The organism is Kitasatospora sp. NPDC004799 (assembly GCF_040609095.1).
Lineage (GTDB): Bacteria > Actinomycetota > Actinomycetes > Streptomycetales > Streptomycetaceae > Kitasatospora.
This window is the reverse complement of the sequence record NZ_JBEXJK010000180.1, coordinates 1-16087: the sequence shown is the minus strand read 5'-3', so window position 1 is coordinate 16087 and position 16087 is coordinate 1. Positions and strand designations below refer to the sequence as shown.

At 73.9% G+C, this 16087-nt stretch carries 15 protein-coding genes and 2 pseudogenes; 9 read left to right on the top strand and 8 right to left on the bottom strand.

Annotated features, from left to right (window positions below; all coding sequences use genetic code 11):
* Positions 1-169: 169 nt before the first annotated feature.
* A complete protein-coding gene (locus ABZW03_RS22365) occupies positions 170-1129 on the bottom strand; it encodes a pirin family protein (protein ID WP_355260940.1) in 960 nt (319 codons plus the stop codon).
* Between the two features lie 123 nt (positions 1130-1252).
* Positions 1253-1687, bottom strand: coding sequence for an SseB family protein (locus tag ABZW03_RS22360; protein WP_355260943.1), 435 nt, complete (start codon positions 1685-1687; stop codon positions 1253-1255).
* 280 nt (positions 1688-1967) lie between these two features.
* On the opposite strand from ABZW03_RS22360, the gene ABZW03_RS22355 reads away from it, so the two are divergent.
* Both ABZW03_RS22355 and ABZW03_RS22350 read left to right on the top strand, forming a co-directional pair.
* Positions 1968-3797 (top strand): acyl-CoA dehydrogenase, encoded by a 1830-nt coding sequence (locus ABZW03_RS22355; RefSeq protein ID WP_355260937.1) that lies wholly within the window; start codon positions 1968-1970, stop codon positions 3795-3797.
* Between the two features lie 260 nt (positions 3798-4057).
* Positions 4058-5365 carry a M18 family aminopeptidase gene (locus tag ABZW03_RS22350; protein ID WP_355260934.1) on the top strand — a complete coding sequence of 436 codons (1308 nt, stop codon included), beginning with the start codon at positions 4058-4060 and terminating at the stop codon, positions 5363-5365.
* A gap of 120 nt (positions 5366-5485) precedes the next feature.
* Here ABZW03_RS22350 and ABZW03_RS22345 read toward each other — a convergent pair whose 3' ends face one another.
* Positions 5486-7315, bottom strand: coding sequence for an NHL domain-containing thioredoxin family protein (locus tag ABZW03_RS22345; protein WP_355260931.1), 1830 nt, complete (start codon positions 7313-7315; stop codon positions 5486-5488).
* A 343-nt stretch (positions 7316-7658) separates the two neighbouring features.
* Positions 7659-8147: pseudogene (locus ABZW03_RS22340) on the bottom strand (GNAT family N-acetyltransferase); the annotation flags it as partial.
* Between the two features lie 137 nt (positions 8148-8284).
* Here ABZW03_RS22340 and ABZW03_RS22335 point away from each other — a divergent pair.
* Positions 8285-8707 (top strand): DUF350 domain-containing protein, encoded by a 423-nt coding sequence (locus tag ABZW03_RS22335; RefSeq protein WP_355260928.1) that lies wholly within the window; start codon positions 8285-8287, stop codon positions 8705-8707.
* A gap of 100 nt (positions 8708-8807) precedes the next feature.
* Here the strand turns inward: ABZW03_RS22335 and ABZW03_RS22330 are convergent, their stop codons facing one another.
* A complete protein-coding gene (locus ABZW03_RS22330; RefSeq protein ID WP_355260925.1) occupies positions 8808-9155 on the bottom strand; it encodes a helix-turn-helix domain-containing protein in 348 nt (115 codons plus the stop codon).
* A gap of 105 nt (positions 9156-9260) precedes the next feature.
* On the opposite strand from ABZW03_RS22330, the gene ABZW03_RS22325 reads away from it, so the two are divergent.
* The 5 genes from ABZW03_RS22325 to ABZW03_RS22305 all read left to right on the top strand — a co-directional run bounded on the left by ABZW03_RS22325 (position 9261) and on the right by ABZW03_RS22305 (position 13983).
* Positions 9261-10151 (top strand): NAD(P)-binding domain-containing protein, encoded by an 891-nt coding sequence (locus ABZW03_RS22325; protein WP_355260922.1) that lies wholly within the window; start codon positions 9261-9263, stop codon positions 10149-10151.
* Between the two features lie 23 nt (positions 10152-10174).
* On the top strand, positions 10175-10744 hold the full coding sequence (locus tag ABZW03_RS22320; RefSeq protein WP_355260919.1) for a GNAT family N-acetyltransferase: 570 nt from the start codon (positions 10175-10177) through the stop codon (positions 10742-10744).
* Between the two features lie 159 nt (positions 10745-10903).
* Positions 10904-11869: a hypothetical protein gene (locus tag ABZW03_RS22315; RefSeq protein ID WP_355260916.1), complete on the top strand. Its 966-nt coding sequence runs from the start codon at positions 10904-10906 to the stop codon at positions 11867-11869.
* Between the two features lie 111 nt (positions 11870-11980).
* A complete protein-coding gene (locus tag ABZW03_RS22310; protein ID WP_355260913.1) occupies positions 11981-13024 on the top strand; it encodes an NAD(P)/FAD-dependent oxidoreductase in 1044 nt (347 codons plus the stop codon).
* A 38-nt stretch (positions 13025-13062) separates the two neighbouring features.
* On the top strand, positions 13063-13983 hold the full coding sequence (locus ABZW03_RS22305) for a class I SAM-dependent methyltransferase (protein WP_355260910.1): 921 nt from the start codon (positions 13063-13065) through the stop codon (positions 13981-13983).
* Positions 13984-14021: 38 nt separating this feature from the next.
* On the opposite strand, the gene ABZW03_RS22300 is transcribed toward ABZW03_RS22305, so the two are convergent.
* Together ABZW03_RS22300 and ABZW03_RS22295 are read right to left on the bottom strand one after the other, a co-directional pair.
* Complete coding sequence (locus ABZW03_RS22300; RefSeq protein ID WP_355260907.1) at positions 14022-14186, bottom strand: hypothetical protein; 165 nt, start codon at positions 14184-14186, stop codon at positions 14022-14024.
* A 305-nt stretch (positions 14187-14491) separates the two neighbouring features.
* A pseudogene (locus ABZW03_RS22295) lies at positions 14492-14770 on the bottom strand (alpha/beta fold hydrolase); the annotation flags it as partial.
* A gap of 213 nt (positions 14771-14983) precedes the next feature.
* Between ABZW03_RS22295 and cutA the strand changes: the two are divergent.
* Complete coding sequence (gene cutA / locus ABZW03_RS22290; RefSeq protein WP_355260904.1) at positions 14984-15340, top strand: divalent-cation tolerance protein CutA; 357 nt, start codon at positions 14984-14986, stop codon at positions 15338-15340.
* Here cutA and ABZW03_RS22285 read toward each other — a convergent pair.
* A partial coding sequence (locus ABZW03_RS22285) for a class I tRNA ligase family protein (RefSeq protein WP_355260901.1) occupies positions 15337-16087 on the bottom strand: 751 nt, incomplete at its 5' end. The genes cutA and ABZW03_RS22285 overlap by 4 nt on opposite strands.

Genomic DNA, 16087 nt, shown 5'->3' with positions numbered 1-16087 from the left:
GTTGGCCGCGCTGGTGTAGATCCAGTTGTACTCGTCGGCCTCCTCCTTCGCCGTACCGGCGTTGTAGAAGACGTTCATCGGGTACCAGCAGTCCGGGCCCGGGTCCCGTCAGGTCCCGTCAGGTCCCGTCAGGTCCCGTCGGGTCCCATCGGTGCCCGGAGGCCGGGTGTCAGTGGCCGTCGGCGGGGATGGTGCCGAGCCGGCCGGCCTGGAAGTCCTCCATGGCCTGCTGGAGCTCGCGGTGGCTGTTCATGACGAACGGGCCGTAGTGGGCGACGGGTTCGCGGATCGGGAGGCCGCCGAGGAGGACGACCTCGAAGTTGTTGTCGCGGGAGTCCTGCTTCTCGTCGGCGCGGATGGTGATCGAGTCGCCGTCGCCGAAGACGACGGCCTGGCCCCGGTGGAAGGGACGGTGCTCGGTGCCGGCCGAGCCGTTGCCGGCGAGGCCGTAGGCGAGGGCGTTGAAGTCGGCGCGCCAGGGCAGGGTGATCTGGGCGCCGGGGCTGACCGAGGCGTGGATCATGGTGATCGGGGTGAAGGTGGTACCGGGGCCCTGGTGGCCGTCCAGCTCGCCGGCGATGACCCGCAGCAGCGCGCCGCCGTCCTCGGTGCTGAGCAGCTTGACGCTGCCGCCGCGGATGTCCTGGTACTTCGGGGTGATCATCTTGTCCGAGGCGGGCAGGTTCACCCACAGCTGGAGGCCGTGGAAGAGGCCGCCGGACCGCACCAGGGACTCCGGCGGGGTCTCGATGTGCAGCAGACCGGAGCCGGCCGTCATCCACTGGGTGTCGCCGTCGGTGATGGTGCCGCCACCGCCGTGCGAGTCCCGGTGGATGAACGTTCCGTCGATGATGTAGGTGACGGTCTCGAAGCCGCGGTGCGGGTGCCACGGGGTGCCCTTGGGCTCGCCGGCCGCGTAGTCCACCTCGCCCATCTGGTCCATCATGATGAAGGGGTCGAGGTACTTCTGGTTGATCTTGGCGAAGGCGCGGCGGACGGGGAAGCCCTCGCCTTCGAAGCCCTCGGGAGCGGTGGCCACGGTGAGGACCGGCCGGGCGCTCGTGACGGCGGGGTCCGGCGTGGTGACGCGCGGGAGGGTCAGCGGGTTGTCGACGGTCACGGCGGGCATGTCGGCCTCCTTCGGGGGGTGTCTGGCCTACATCCACGAGATTAGTTCAATCCTCAACAACAAGCAAGTTGAAAATTGAACTATGTGCTGACGAAGGAGCGGTCGCTCCTCTCCCAGGATGGCTCAGCCGTACATCCGGCGCATGGTGAAGTCGACCATCTGCTCGACGGCCTTGGCGTCGAACACCATCCGGTGCTCGCCCTCCATGTCCAGCGCGAAGCCGTAGCCGGTCGGCAGCAGGTCCAGGACCTCGGCGCCGGTGACGGTGAAGTGCTTGGAGTCCTTGCCGGCGTAGCGGCGCAGCTCCTTCAGCGAGCTGAACATCGGGATCACCGGCGTCGGGGTGTTGTGCAGCGCCAGGAAGCCGGGGCGGTCGCCGCGGGGGCAGTGCACCTTCGAGGTGATGAAGATCGCCTGGAAGTCCTCGACCGCCATCGAGCCGGTGGTGAAGGCGCGCACCGCGTCCGCGAGTGAGGGCGGCGAGGGTTCGGGGTACAGGGACTGCTGGGAGGCCTGCGACTGCCCGCCGTAGGCGTCGGGTCCGGGCATGCCGTTCATGCCCTGCTGCGGTCCCGCCTGCTGCTGGTAGGGGTCGCCCGGGTATGTGTTCTGGTCATATCCGTACACACGGACAGGCTAGCGGGAGGGCACCCCCCTCCGCTGGCACCGATCCTGACAAGGAGTGGCCGCGCCGACTGTGGGACGTGACCACGTTCATAGCGGATTCGCCGGCGGGGGCTTGCCCAAGTTACCGCTGGGTAGCATCATGATGCCTACTGGTGGGTACGGGACGCCGGAACGGCGGTCTCCCGGAAGCGACGAACCGGAGATAACGGCCATGGGTCACTACAAGTCCAACCTGCGGGACGTGGAGTTCAACCTCTTCGAGGTGTTCGGCCGCGAGCAGGTGTACGGCACCGGACCGTTCGCGGACATGGACGTCGAGACCGCGAAGAACATCCTCAGCGAGATCTCGCGCCTCGCCGAGAACGACCTCGCGGCGTCCTTCGCCGACACGGACCGCAACCCGCCGGTCTTCGACCCGGAGACCAACACCGCGCCGATCCCGGCCGCCTTCAAGAAGAGCTACCAGACCTTCATGGACGCCGAGTGGTGGCGTCTGGGCATCCCGGAGTCGATCGGCGGCCAGGTCACCCCGAACTCGCTGATCTGGGCCTTCGCCGAGCAGATCCTGGGCTCCAACCCGGCCATCTGGATGTACTCCTCCGGCCCGGCCTTCGCCGGCGTCATCGCCGAGGAGGGCACCGAGGAGCAGCACAAGGTCGCCGAGCGGATGACCGACCGCCTGTGGGGCTCCACCATGGTCCTCACCGAGCCCGACGCGGGCTCCGACGTGGGCGCCGGCCGCACCAAGGCGATCCAGCAGGAGGACGGCTCCTGGCACATCGAGGGCGTGAAGCGCTTCATCACCTCGGGTGAGCACGACATGTCCGAGAACATCATCCACATGGTGCTGGCCCGCCCCGAGGGCGGCAAGCCGGGCACCAAGGGCCTGGGCCTGTTCATCGTCCCCAAGTTCGACTTCGACTGGGAGACCGGCGAGCTGGGCGAGCGCAACGGCGTCTACGCCACCAACGTCGAGCACAAGATGGGCCTCAAGGCCTCGAACACCTGCGAGATGACCTTCGGCGCCAAGCACCCGGCCAAGGGCTGGCTGCTCGGCGAGAAGGTCGACGGCATCCGCCAGATGTTCAAGATCATCGAGTTCGCCCGCATGATGGTCGGCACGAAGGCCATCGCCACCCTCTCCACCGGCTACCTGAACGCCCTGGAGTACGCCAAGGAGCGCGTGCAGGGCGCCGACATCTCGCAGTTCCTGGACAAGACCGCCCCGCGCGTCACCATCACCCACCACCCGGACGTGCGCCGCTCGCTGCTCACCCAGAAGGCGTACGCCGAGGGCATGCGCGCGCTGGTGCTGTTCACCGCGTCCACCCAGGACGACATGCTGGCCGCCAAGCTGCGCGGCGAGCGCGACGAGGCCGCCGAGCGCCTGAACGACCTGCTGCTGCCGATCGTCAAGGGCTACGGCTCGGAGAAGTCCTACGAGCAGCTCGCCCAGTCGCTGCAGACCTTCGGCGGCTCCGGGTACCTCCAGGAGTACCCGATCGAGCAGTACATCCGCGACGCCAAGATCGACACCCTGTACGAGGGCACCACGGCGATCCAGGGCCAGGACTTCTTCTTCCGCAAGATCGTCAAGGACGGCGGCCAGGCGCTCACCGCGCTGTCCGAGCAGATCCAGAAGTTCCTCGCCTCGGCCGCCGGCGGCGACGCCCTGGCCGCCGAGCGCGAGCTGCTCGCCAAGGCCGCGGGCGACCTGGAGGCGATCGTCGGCAAGCTGCTGGCCGACCTCACCTCGGTCGAGCAGGACGTCAAGAACATGTACAAGGTGGGCCTGAACACCACCCGCCTGCTGATGGTCTCCGGCGACGTCGTGGTCGGCTGGCTGCTGCTGCGCCAGGCCGCGGTGGCCCTGGCCAAGCTGGAGGCCGGCGCCTCGGAGAAGGACGTCCCCTTCTACCAGGGCAAGGTCGCGGCGGCCCGCTTCTTCGCCAAGAACGTCCTGCCGACCGTCGCCCCGCAGCGCCTGATCGCCGAGGGCATCGACAACGAGATCATGGAGCTGGCGGAGGAGGCCTTCTGAGGCTCCCCTCCTTCCGAACCGCCTGACACACCCTCACACCGAAGGGCCCGGCTGCCACCGGGCCCTTCGGTGTGTCCGGCGCCGTTCCCGGGCGGCCCTTCGGCGCGGCCGGGTCGGTGCCCGTGCGGCCCTCCGGCGCGGCCGGGCCGGGGCGCGCACCGAACCGGAAGTTCCGAATGCCCTGTCCGTGTACGGGCATATGCTCAGGTGCGGAGCCGACTCCCCATCCGGCTTCGGCCCTCACTCGACCCAGGAGCAGTATGTCGACCGCCGCCCGCCAGGCATTCTTCGACCGGACGCACAGCGACGACCTGATCGCGTTCCTCGGCACCTCGCCGTCTCCGTACCACGCGGTGGCGAGCGCCGCGGAGCGGCTGGAGAAGGCGGGCTTCCGGCAGGTCGCCGAGACGGACGCGTGGGACGACGCGGCCGGCGGGCGCTACCTGATCCGCGGCGGCGCGCTGATCGCCTGGTACCTGCCGCAGGGGGCGGGCCCCGCCACCCCGTTCCGGATCGTCGGCACCCACACCGACTCGCCCAACCTGCGGGTCAAGCCGGTGCCGGACACCGGTTCGGAGGGCTGGCGGCAGGTCGCCGTGGAGATCTACGGCGGCGTCCCGCTGAACACCTGGCTGGACCGCGACCTCGGCCTCTCCGGCCGGCTCGCGCTGAAGGACGGCACCGCCCGGCTGGTCCAGCTGGACGAGCCGCTGCTGCGGGTGCCGCAGCTCGCCATCCACCTGGACCGCCAGGTCAACGAGGGCATGAAGCTCGACAAGCAGCGCCACCTCACCCCGATCTGGGGCCTCGGCCCGGTCGACGAGGGCTCGCTGATCTCCTACGTCGCCGAGCGGGTCGGGCTGGCCGCCGACGACGTGGCCGGCTGGGACCTGATGACCCACGACGTCCAGCCCGCCTCCTACCTGGGCCGCGACCGCGAGCTGCTGGCCGCCCCGCGCCTGGACAACCTGCTCTCGGTGCACGCGGCCACCGCCGCGCTCGCCGCCGTCGCCGCCTCCGACGGCGCCGCGGACCTGCCGTACATCCCGGTGCTGGCCGCCTTCGACCACGAGGAGACCGGCAGCGAGTCCGACACCGGCGCGCAGAGCCCGCTGCTCGGCACCGTGCTGGACCGGACGGTCCACGCGCGCGGCGGCAGCACCGAGGACCGGGCCCGGGCGCTGGCCGGCACCGTCTGCCTCTCCTCGGACATGGGCCACGCCGTCCACCCGAACTACAGCGAGCGGCACGAGCCGGGCCACCACCCGATGCCGAACGGCGGGCCGATCCTCAAGGTCAACGTCAACAACCGCTACGCGACCGACGGCCTTGGTCGGGCGGTGTTCGCGGCCGCCTGCGAGAAGGCGGGCGTGCCGTGGCAGACCTTCGTCTCCAACAACGCCATGCCCTGCGGGACGACGATCGGCCCGATCACGGCGGCGCGGCTGGGCATCAGGACGGTGGACTGCGGCATCGCGGCGCTCTCCATGCACTCGGCGCGCGAGCTGTGCGGCGCGGAGGACCCGTACCTGCTGGCCAGCGCGCTCAAGGCGTTCCTGGAGGGCTGACCGCGCCTCCGGCGTGACGGGGCCCGGCGGACGACCGATCGTCCGCCGGGCCCCGTCGTCGTTTTCCGGAGCTGCTTCGGCCGGGCTCTGCTCCGTCCCGGGCCCTGCTCCTCCCGGGCGCTACTCCATCCCGGCCAGGACCAGCGGGAGGCGGCGGGCGCCGTCGGCGACCAGCTTCACCGGCACGCCCCAGTCCTGCTGGTGCACGTGGCAGGCCGGGTACTCGATCTCCGGGTCGTCGTCGCAGGACGCGGCCATCGCCGAGACGTGCAGCACGCCCTCGGCGACCTCGGCGGAGAGCACCAGCTCGCGGGAGAGGTCGCTGTCCGCGCCCGCGCCGGAGACCAGCAGCTCGGGCGGGGTCGCGCTGACCAGCAGCCGGGTGGACGGGCCGTAGCGCTCGTCCAGTTTCTGGCCGCTCGGCGCCTCGAAGACCACGTCCAGCCGGAAGGCGCCCGGGGCGACCTCGGTGGCCGCGCGCTGGGTGCGGTGCGCCACCGACTCGACCCGCACCGCCTCCTCCGGCAGCCGCAGCCTGGTCAGCCGGTGCCGGGCCGACTCGACCACCACGATGTCGCCGTCCACCAGCACCGCCCCGGAGGGCTCGCGCAGGTCGGTGGCCAGCGTGCTGACCTCGCCGCTCGCCGGGTCGTAGCGGCGCAGCGCGTGGTTGTAGGTGTCGGCGACGGCCACCGAGCCGTCCGGCAGCACGGTGACGCCCAGCGGGTGCTGGAACAGCGCCTGCTCGGCGGCGCCGTCGCGGTGGCCGAAGTCGAACAGGCCGGTGCCGACGGCGGTGTGGACCGTCCCCGTTTCACGTGAAACCCAGCGCAGCGCGGAGGTCTCGGAGTCGGCGACCCAGAGCCGCTCGCCGTCCGCCGAGACGGCGAGGCCGGACGGCTGGGCGAACCAGGCCTCGGCGGCGGGCCCGTCCACCAGGCCCTCGTTGGTGGTGCCGGCCGCGACCGCGACGGTGTCGGTGGCCGGGTCGTACGACCAGAGCTGGTGCACGCCGGCCATCGCGATCCACACCCGGCCGTCGAACCAGGCGACGTCCCACGGCGAGGAGAGGTCCACCTCGCGGGCCGGGCCCCCGGTGGCCGAGCCCTGCCACCACTGGCGGCCGGTGCCGGCCAGGGTGGTCACCCGGCCGTCGGCGAGGCGGACGCCGCGCAGGGCGTGGTTGACGGTGTCGGCGACCACCACGTCGTACGCCGAGCCCTCCGGCAGCAGCGCGAGGCCCTGCGGCTCGCTGAACCGCGGGCCGGCGCCGTCCGTGCCGTCGCCGTCCACCAGGCCGCGCTGCCCGTCGCCGATCCGGCGCACCACCGTCTCGCCGTCGTCGGCCAGCTCGACCAGCGAGTGGTGGCCGGAGTCGGCGACCAGGAAGTGGCCGTTCGGCAGCCGGACCGCCTTGCCGGGGAACTTGAGGTCCCCGGCGGTCGGCTCCGGCGCCACGTACGGGCCGTCGCCGCGGCGCAGCGTGCCCTTCGCGGCGTGCTCGGCCTCCAGCTCCTCGACCAGCTTGGCGATCGCGTGGGCGTGGCCCTCACCGGCGTGCTGGGCGACCACGTAGCCCTCCGGGTCGATCACCACCAGCGTCGGCCAGGCCCGTACGGCGTACTGCTTCCAGGTGGCCAGCGCCGGGTCGTCCAGCACCGGGTGGTGCACCTCGTACCGGTCGACGGCGTCCACCACGGCCTGGTGGTCGGCCTCGTGCACGAACTTCGGCGAGTGCACCCCGACGATCACCACGGTGTCGCGGTGCTTCTCCTCCAGCTCCCGCAGCTCGTCCAGGACGTGCAGACAGTTGATGCAGCAGAAGGTCCAGAAGTCCAGGACGGTGATCTTGCCCCGGAAGTCGGCGAGGGTGAGCTCCTTGCCGCCGGTGTTCAGCCAACCGCCTGCCCCGACCAGCTCGGGGGCGCGTACACGTGCACGAGATGCCATGCGTCAATCAAACCGCACGCCCGGTGCCCGCATTCCGGGCGGACCGGGTTCAGGGCCGGGTTCGGAGCCGGGTTCAGAAGCGCGGCGTGCGGGCGGCGCTCCGCAGGACGAGCTCCCAGGCGGTGTGGAGCGTGGTGTCGGCCCAGCCGAGCAGGGCCCTGGTGACCGTGATCGCGGGGATCACGCGCTCCCCGCGGTCGGCCAGCAGCTGCTGGACGGCGTCCATGCCGCCGTCCGCGAGCACCGGGCGGCACTCCTCGACCAGCGCGGTCAGGCGGGCGGCTTGCTCGAACGACATGCCGGCCGCGTTCGGGAAGAGGTCGGGGCGGGTGAGGTCGGCCTGCCAGCGGGTCTCGCCGTCCTGCTGCCGGAGGGTCGGGCGCAGGCCGACGGCGCGGGCGACGGCGGCGGAGGCGTGGTGGTCGGGGTGGAGGTGGGCGACGGCGGTGGTGACGCCGGCCGCGGTGAGGTGGGCGAGCAGGGTACGGGCGGCCTCGGTGGCCAGGCCGCGGCGCTGCCAGGGGGTGCCGACCACCCAGGCGAGTTCGGCCTCGTCCGGGCGGACGGTGGTCTGCACGTAGCCGGTGAGGGCGCCGTCGGCGCGCAGCCGCAGCACCCAGTTGCCCCAGGCCTCGGCCGGGTCGGGGGAGCCGGCGGCCAGCCGGGCGCAGCGGGCGCGCAGCTCCTCGACGGTGGCCGGGCGGCCGCCGGTGAAGGCGTGCAGGGCCGGGTCGGCGAGCGCCGCCGCCAGCTCCTCGGCGTGCCCGGGGGCGATCGGCAGCAGGTCGAGGCGTTCGCTCTGCAGGGCGGCGGTGGTGAGGTCGGGGCGCATGGCGGTATTGAAGGCGATCGGGGGCCGCCGGGCGACGGGGTTTCCGGCCCGGCGCTCATCCCGGTGGGGTATCTTTTGCCAACCCTTGACCAGGACGTCAGGGGGAACGGCGTGAGCGGACCGGGGGCTGGACCACGATGAACGACATTCTGCACGGGCTCGGCGCGGCGGCGGCCTACGGCGCCCTCGGTGTGGTGCTGCTGCTCCTCGGCATCGGGCTGGTCGACGTGCTGACGCCCGGCAGGCTCGGCCACCAGATCTGGGTGGAGCGCAACCGCAACGCCGCCGTCCTGCTCAGCTCCGCGCTGCTCGGCATCGGCGGGATCGTCTTCACCGCGATCATGTACACCTACGCCGACTTCGGCAAGGGCCTGGTCTCGACGGCCTGTTACGGCCTGCTCGGGCTGCTGCTGATGGCCGTCGCGTTCTGGCTGGTGGACCTGCTGACGCCGGGCAAGCTCGGCGAGATCCTGGTCGATCCGGAGCCGCACCCGGCGGTGTGGGTGTCCGCCGCCTGCAACATCGCGGTGGCGGCGGTGGTGTCGGCCGCGATCGCCTGACGGCGGGCCGGGCGGTGGCCGCCGCACGTGGCCACCGCACCATGCCAGGCCGCCGCGTCAGGCCGCCGCGCGGCCACGGCCCGGCCGGGTGCGGCGCGCGCTACGCCGGGTACGGCGTCAGGCCCAGGACGTGCTCCCGCCCCCACGCCCCCAGCGGCCCCAGCGCCGTGTTGAGGCGGTGCCCCGCCTCGGTCAGCGCGTACTCGACCCGCGGCGGCACCTCGTCGTACGCCTCCCGGTGCACGATGCCGTGCGCCTCCATCTCGCGCAGGTGCGCGGTCAGCACCTTCTCGGTGATCCCCGGCAGCAGCCGGCGCAGCTCGCCGAAGCGGCACCGCGGGCGCTCGCCCAGGGCCCAGAGGATCGACACCTTCCACTTCCCGCCGATCACGTCCATCGCGGCGTCCGTCCCGCAGATGTACGCCCCCGGCCTCGGCACGGTCGCCATGCCCACCCCTTCCGACCCCTCCGACCTCGATGCTCACCCCAGGGTAACCACCCACTTCGAAGTGCGTACTTGATCGTTTCCGGGGCCGCGCCGAGGCTGGACACCATGGCAACCAACCCCGTTGAGAACGTGTCCAAGACCCCGCTCACCCTGCTCGGCCTCGGCGCGATGGGCGCCGCGCTGGCCGAGGCCTGGCTCGCCGCCGGGCACCCGCTGACCGTCTGGAACCGCACCGCCGCCCGCGCCGAGGGGCTCGCCGCCCGCGGTGCCGCCGTCGCCGCCACCGTCGCGGAGGCCGTCGCGGCGAACCGGCTGGTCGTCGTCTGCCTGCTCGACGACGACTCCGTGCAGGAGGCGCTGGACGGCGTCGACCTGACCGGCAAGGACCTGGTCAACCTGGTCACCAGCACGCCCGGGAAGGCCCGCGCCCGCGCCGCCTGGGCCGAGCGGCGCGGCGCCCGCTACCTGGACGGCGGGATCATGGCCGTCCCGCCGATGATCGGCGTCCCGGCCGCCGGGGCGTACGTGTTCTACAGCGGTTCCGCCGAGCTGTTCGAGGAGCACGAGGGCGTCCTCGCCGCCCCGGCCGACACCCGGTACGTGGGCGCGGACGCCGGGTTCGCGGCGCTGCACGACGTGGCGCTGCTCAGCGGGATGTACGGGATGTTCGCCGGGATCGCGCACGCCTTCGCGCTGATCCGCGGCGAGTCCGTGGCGCCGAGCGAGCTGGCCCCGCTGCTGGGCGGCTGGCTCGCCGCGATGTCCGGCTCGGTGGCCAAGACCGCGCAGCAGCTGGAGAGCGGCGACTACGCCCTGGACGTGGTGTCCAACCTGGCGATGCAGGTGGCCGGCAAGGGGACGCTGCTGGGCACCGCCGAGGAGCAGGGGGTGAGCGCGGAACTCCTGCTTCCGTACTTCCGGCTGATGGAGCGTCGACTGGAGATCGGCGGCGGCGAGGAGGACCTGACCGGGGTCGTCGACCTGCTGCGACGGTGAGGCCCGGCCGGTAACGTACCGGCATGGCAGACCTCGAAGAACGCGCCACCGTCGTCGCGTCCGACCCACGGCAGGCCGGAGCGGGGGTGACGGTCCGACCCCGCCGCGCCGACGACCTCGCCGACTGCGTCCGGGTGCTGGGCGACGTCCACGCCGTCGACGGCTATCCGGCCGACTGGCCCGACCGCCCCGCCGCCTGGCTGACCCCGGACGGCCTGCTCGGCGCCTGGATCGCCGAGTCGGACGGCCGGCTCGCCGGGCACGTCGGCCTCGCCCGCAGCGCCCCGGGCGACCTCGCCCCCGGGCTGTGGAGCCACCGCACCGGCGGCCCCCCGGAACTCACCACCGTGATCGGCCGCCTGTACGTCGCCCCCGGGGCGCGCGGCCACCGCATCGGCGCCCGGCTGCTGGCCTGCGCCGTGGCGCACGCGCGGGCGCTCGGCCTGCACCCGGTGCTCGACGTCCTCACCACCGACACCGCCGCCGTGGCCCTCTACCGGCGCCTGGGCTGGACCCGCCTCGGCGGCGGCGACCAGCGCTGGGCCTCCGGACGCACCGTCACCGTGCACTGCTTCGCCGCCCCACGGGGGTGAACCCACCACCGCGGGCGTGAACGCCGCCCCGCCCGGCCGCCCGCCGGGCGGGGCGGCGCGCGTTCCGGTGCCGTGAGCTGATCCCGCTCCCCCGGGCGGGGGAGGGGGATCACCGTGCCGGGGGAGGAGGGGGCGGGCGGCGCGGACGAAGCTGGCGGCATGGTGAGGGACGGGTGGGTGGTGACCGGCTGGGGCCTCGGGTACGCCGGGTTCGGGCTGGGGTGCGCGCTGGGCGGGACGGAGCTGTTCGGCGCGGAGTGGCCGGGGTGGGTGGTCGCCGGCGTGGGGGCGGCCGCGGCCGCGGCCGGGGTGGCGGTGGCCCGCCGGAGGCCGGTGCGCCGGCTGCCGTGGCTGCTGTGGCTGTTGTGCGGGGCGGCCGCGGTGGGGGCCTGGAGCCTGCTGATGGACCTGGTCACGCTGCTGTTCGGCCAGCGGGTGGACAGCGTCCCCGACGCGGTGGAGCGCGTCCTGGCGGCGGTGGGGGCGGTGCTGCTGGCCCGCGCCGCCCTCGGCCCGCGGCCCGTCCCGCCGGGTGCCCGCAGCGGCCCCGGCGACCGGGCGGAGCCGCCCGTGCCGGCTCCCCCGACCGTCCAACTCGCCGCCTGGGCAGGGACCTTGGCGTTCGTCCCGTACGTGCTGATGAAGCAGGTCTGGGCGCTCGGCGGCAGCTTCGCCGGGATCAGCGGCGACCAGATGTACGCGAGCTACGTGCACAACGGCTCCTCCGGGCTCTGGCTCGCCCTGGAGCGCCGGGGGCTCGACGGCACGATGCTGCTGGCGCTGCTCGGGGTGTTCCTGCTCTGGGGGCTGGTCCGTCCGTGGGGGCAGGTCTTCCCGCGCTGGACCCTGCCGCTGCGCGGCCGCCGGGTGCCGCGCTGGCTGCCGCTCACCCCGGCCCTGCTGGGCGCGGCCACGCTGGCGCCGTACGGGGTGGTCGGGATCGGCTACCTGGCGCTCTGCACCGCCGGGGTGACGCGGATCAGGCTCGGCGAGCTGGCCGGTGAGCAGAGCGCGCTGGAGATCGCCTGGGTCGGGATGTGCGGGTTCGCCGGGTACGGGGTGGCGCTGGTGGTGGCCGCCCGGTCGTACTGGCAGCGGACGGCGGCGGTCCGCCGGGACGGCTGAGGCCGGGGCTTGCTGAGGCCGGGGTTTGCTGAGGCCGGGGTTTGCTGAGGCGGCAACAAAGCTTGCCGATCCGGTGAGGCGGGCCGCAGCCTGGCGGTGGAGGTGAGCGCCATGGGCGAGACGATCGGAACGACCGGAACGACCGGAACGACCGGAACGACCGGAACCAGCGGGAGCGAGCGCTACGACGCGGTGGTGGTCGGCGCCGGAGCGGCGGGGCTGAACGCCGCCCTGGTGCTGGGCCGGGCCCGGCGCCGGGTCGCGGTGGTGGACGCCGGTGAGCCGCGCAACGCCCCCGCCGCCCACCTGCACGGCTACCTGGGCCGGGACGGCATGCCCCCGGCGGCGCTGCTGGCGGTCGGCCGGGAGGAGGCCGCCCGGTACGGGGTGGACCTGATCGACGCCCGGGTCGAGCACGTCGAGCACGTCGAGCACGTCGAGCTCGAAGAACACGTCGAGCACGTCGAGCGGGCCGGCTTCGTGGTCCACCTGGCCGGCGGACCGGTGCTGCACGCGCGCCGGGTGGTCGTCGCCACCGGGCTGCGCGACGGGCTGCCGGAGCTGCCCGGACTGACCGAGCGCTGGGGCCACGACGTGCTGCACTGCCCGTACTGCCACGGCTGGGAGGTCCGCGACCGCCCGCTCGGGGTGCTCGGCACCGGCCCGGGGGCCGTCGGCCAGGCGCTGCTGCTGCGGCAGTGGTCGGCGGACGTGGTGCTGCTCGCGCACACCCTCGTGCTGACGGACGACGAGCGGGAGCGGCTCGCCGCCCGGGAGGTCCGGGTGGTCGAGGGCCGGATCGTCCGCCTGGTGTCCGACGACGGGCGGCTGCGCGGCGTCGAACTCGACAACGGCCAGGTGGTGCCGCGCGAGGCGGTGTTCGTCTTCCCGCAGCCGGTCCCCCGGGACGCGCTGCTCTTCGGCCTCGACTGCGCCCGGGGCGACGACGGCTGGGTCACCACCGACCGGACCGGCCGCACCAGCCTCCCCGGCGTCTGGGCGGTCGGCAACGTCGCCGACCCGCGCGCCCAGGTGGTCACCGCCGCCGGAGCGGGCGCGGCGGCCGCCTTCGCGCTCGACCACGACCTCGCGGCGGAGGACCTCGACCGGGCGGTCGAGCGGTACCGCGCGTCCGGCGCCGCCCTGCCCGCCTGAGCGGTCAGCTTTCGTCAATCCACGATCGGAGAATCCGGATGTCAGCGCACCAGCACGACCAAGCCCACGCCCACGGCCACTCCCACGGCCACGGACACCACCACGGCCACTCCCACGGGCACGCCCCCGCCGCCGACTTCGACTGGGACGCGCTCGCCGCGCACCTGGAGCTGGAGGCCGACCTGCGGGCCGACGCCGTCACCGAGGCCGGCCGGTGGCTGCTCGGCCTGCACGGGGAGGGCGGGGTACGGCGGGTCCTCGACGTCGGCAGCGGGCCCGGGGTGATCGCCGGACTGCTGGCGGAGGTCTTCCCGGCGGCCGAGGTGGTGGCCGTCGACCAGTCGGCCGCCCTGCTGGAGCGCGCCCGGACCCGTTCCGGCGGCCGGCTCGGCACCCAACAGGCCGATCTGCCCGCCGAGTTCGACAAGCTCGGCGAGGCCGACCTGATCTGGTCCGGCAACGCCGTCCACCACCTGGGCGACCAGCAGGCCGCGCTCACCTCGCTCGCCGGGCTGCTGCGGCCCGGCGGCCTGCTCGCCGTCGCCGAGAGCGGCCTGCCGGCGCGCTACCTGCCGCGCGACTTCGGCCTCGGCCGGCCCGGCTTCCAGGCCCGGATGGACGCCGCCCACGAGGACGGCTTCAGCGCCATGCGGGCCGAACTGCCCGGCAGCACCGCGGAGATCGAGGACTGGCCGGCCATGCTGCGGCGGGCCGGGCTGACCCCGACCGGCACCCGCACCTTCCTGGTCGACCACCCCGCTCCGCTCGCCGGCCCCGTCCGCCGCTACCTGCACATCCAGCTGACCCGGCGGCGCGACCGGCTCGCCGAGCAGCTCGACGCCGAGGACCGGGCCACCCTGGACGCCCTGCTTGCCGAGGACGCCCCCACCGGCGTCCTGCACCGCCCGGACGCCTTCTACCTCGCCGCGATGACCGTCCACACCGCCCGCCGGGACTGACCGCCGGGGCCCGGGGGCGCGAGCCCGCCGCCCGGGCGTCAGCGGCCGAGGAAGGCGGCCACCGTACGGCTGAAGGCGGCCGGGTCGTCCAACCACGGGTAGTGCCCGGCGGCGGGCTGGACGGCGGTGCGGGCGTCGCGGAACAGCGCCGCCGTGGCGCGGACCGCCCCCGGCCGCGGGTCGGGGTCGTACTCCCCCGCCAACAGGAGGACGGGGAGGGGAGTTCGGCGACGGCCGCGCGGACGTCGGCGGGCCGGAAGCCTCCGCCGTGGTACGCCGCCGCGGCCTCCGGATGACTCTGAGCGGCGCGGTCGGCCTCGTGGGCGCGGGCCGCGTCGTTCCAGTGGCCGTGGAAGAGCGGCGCCACGGCATCGGGGTCGGCGGTGCCGCCGGCGAAGGCGGCGCGGACGGCGGCCAGGGCGGCCGGGTACCACTCCTCACCGCCGAGGCCGCGGGCCTGCGCCGCTTCGCGGTAGTCGTCCTCGGTGGCCGTCCTGCCGAAGATCCGCAGACTGGGCGTGACCAGCACCAGCCGCCCGGTGCGCCCGGGGTGCCGCAGCGCGTCCAGGACGGCGAGCGAGCAGCCGGCGGAGTGGGCGAGGACGTCCACCCGGTCGAGCCCGAGGTGGGCCCGGAAGGCCTCGACGTCCGCGACCTGGCGGTCGACCCGGTAGCCCGCCGGATCGGCCGGGCGCTCCGAGCGGCCGGTGCCGCACAGGTCGAGGACGTACAGGGTGCGGTGCGCGGAGAGCCCGCCGAGGTCGCCGAGGTACGCGGCGTCGCGCATCGCCCCGCCGGCGAGGACGAGCAGCGGCTCGCCCTCGCCGAGCACGCGGTAGCCGAGCCGGGTGCCGTCGGGGCCGGAGAAGGTCGTCATCGGAGGATCGTGGCAACCGCGGGACGGCCGGGGCAACGGGATTCCGCCCCGGCCGGGGCCCGCCGAGGGCGTCGAGCAGCGCGGTCACGGCGGCCTCGCCCGGCCGCGGGATACCGTCGGGGCATGACAGCGAGCGAGCAGCGCTTCGTCGTGGTGACCACGACCCACGAGAGCGAGGAGCAGGCCCGGGCCCTGGCGTCCGCCGTGGTGGGGGAGCGGCTGGCGGCCTGCGCCCAGGTGTACCCCGTGCGGTCGGTGTACTGGTGGGACGGCGCGGTGCAGGACGCCGGGGAGTGGCGGATCGACCTCAAGACCAGGGCCGAACTCGTGGACCGGCTGGGCGCGTTCGTGGCCGGGCGGCACTCCTACGAGACGCCCGAGCTGATCGCCGTACCGGTGGCGGGCGGCAGCCCGGGCTACCTCGCCTGGGTGGCCGAGGAGACGTCGGACGCGGCGGGCGCGACGGGCCCGGCGGATTAGCGCGGGGCTCCGCGCTCATCCGCCGAGCCGCCGAAGCGCGCCGTCCAGGCCGCCAGCTCCTCGTCCGTGATCTTGGCGAACAGCACCGGCGGCACCGTGAACGCGGTCCCGGCCGGCACCAGGTCCAGCGTCCGCGCCTCCTCGGGGGAGACCCAGTCCCGGGTGGCGGCGGGCGAGTCCTCGGGCAGCGCGAAGGCCCCGCGCACGGCCGCCGCCGTGCCCGGGACGAACGGCTCGGAGACCACCGCGTACAGGTGGACCAGGTTCATCGCGGTGCGCAGGGTCAGCGCCGCCGCCTCCGGGTCGGTCTTCACCTGGAGCCAGGGCGCCTTCTCGTCCAGGTACGCGTTGCCCGCGCTCCACAGCGCGCGCAGGGCCTGCGCCGCCTTGCGGAAGTTGAGCCCGTCCAGCTGGGCCTCGTACTCGGCGAGCAGGCCGGCGACCTGCTCGCCGAGGCGCTGCTCGGCCTCCCCCGGCGGGTGGCCGCCCGGGACCTCCTCGCCGAAGCGCTTGCGGCTGAAGGTGAGCACCCGGTTGACGAAGTTGCCGAGGGTGTCGGCGAGGTCCTTGTTGACCACCGAGGCGAACAGCTCCCAGGTGAAGCTGGAGTCGTCCGACTCGGGCGCGTGCGCCAGCAGGAAGTAGCGCCAGTAGTCGGCGGGCAGCAGCTCCAGCGCGACGTCGGTGAAGACGCCGCGCTTCTGGCTGGTGGAGAACTTCCCGCCGTAGTACGTCAGCCAGTTGAAG

Excerpts from the sequence above, each read along its gene's own strand:
- ABZW03_RS22365 (WP_355260940.1), bottom strand. The coding sequence starts at position 1,129 with ATGCCCGCCGTGACCGTCGACAACCCGCTGACCCTCCCGCGCGTCACC.
- ABZW03_RS22360 (WP_355260943.1), bottom strand. The coding sequence starts at position 1,687 with ATGAACGGCATGCCCGGACCCGACGCCTACGGCGGGCAGTCGCAGGCC.
- ABZW03_RS22355 (WP_355260937.1), top strand. The coding sequence starts at position 1,968 with ATGGGTCACTACAAGTCCAACCTGCGGGACGTGGAGTTCAACCTCTTC.
- ABZW03_RS22350 (WP_355260934.1), top strand. The coding sequence starts at position 4,058 with ATGTCGACCGCCGCCCGCCAGGCATTCTTCGACCGGACGCACAGCGAC.
- ABZW03_RS22345 (WP_355260931.1), bottom strand. The coding sequence starts at position 7,315 with ATGGCATCTCGTGCACGTGTACGCGCCCCCGAGCTGGTCGGGGCAGGC.
- ABZW03_RS22335 (WP_355260928.1), top strand. The coding sequence starts at position 8,285 with ATGAACGACATTCTGCACGGGCTCGGCGCGGCGGCGGCCTACGGCGCC.
- ABZW03_RS22330 (WP_355260925.1), bottom strand. The coding sequence starts at position 9,155 with ATGGCGACCGTGCCGAGGCCGGGGGCGTACATCTGCGGGACGGACGCC.
- ABZW03_RS22325 (WP_355260922.1), top strand. The coding sequence starts at position 9,261 with ATGGCAACCAACCCCGTTGAGAACGTGTCCAAGACCCCGCTCACCCTG.
- ABZW03_RS22320 (WP_355260919.1), top strand. The coding sequence starts at position 10,175 with ATGGCAGACCTCGAAGAACGCGCCACCGTCGTCGCGTCCGACCCACGG.
- ABZW03_RS22315 (WP_355260916.1), top strand. The coding sequence starts at position 10,904 with ATGGTGAGGGACGGGTGGGTGGTGACCGGCTGGGGCCTCGGGTACGCC.
- ABZW03_RS22310 (WP_355260913.1), top strand. The coding sequence starts at position 11,981 with ATGGGCGAGACGATCGGAACGACCGGAACGACCGGAACGACCGGAACG.
- ABZW03_RS22305 (WP_355260910.1), top strand. The coding sequence starts at position 13,063 with ATGTCAGCGCACCAGCACGACCAAGCCCACGCCCACGGCCACTCCCAC.
- cutA (WP_355260904.1), top strand. The coding sequence starts at position 14,984 with ATGACAGCGAGCGAGCAGCGCTTCGTCGTGGTGACCACGACCCACGAG.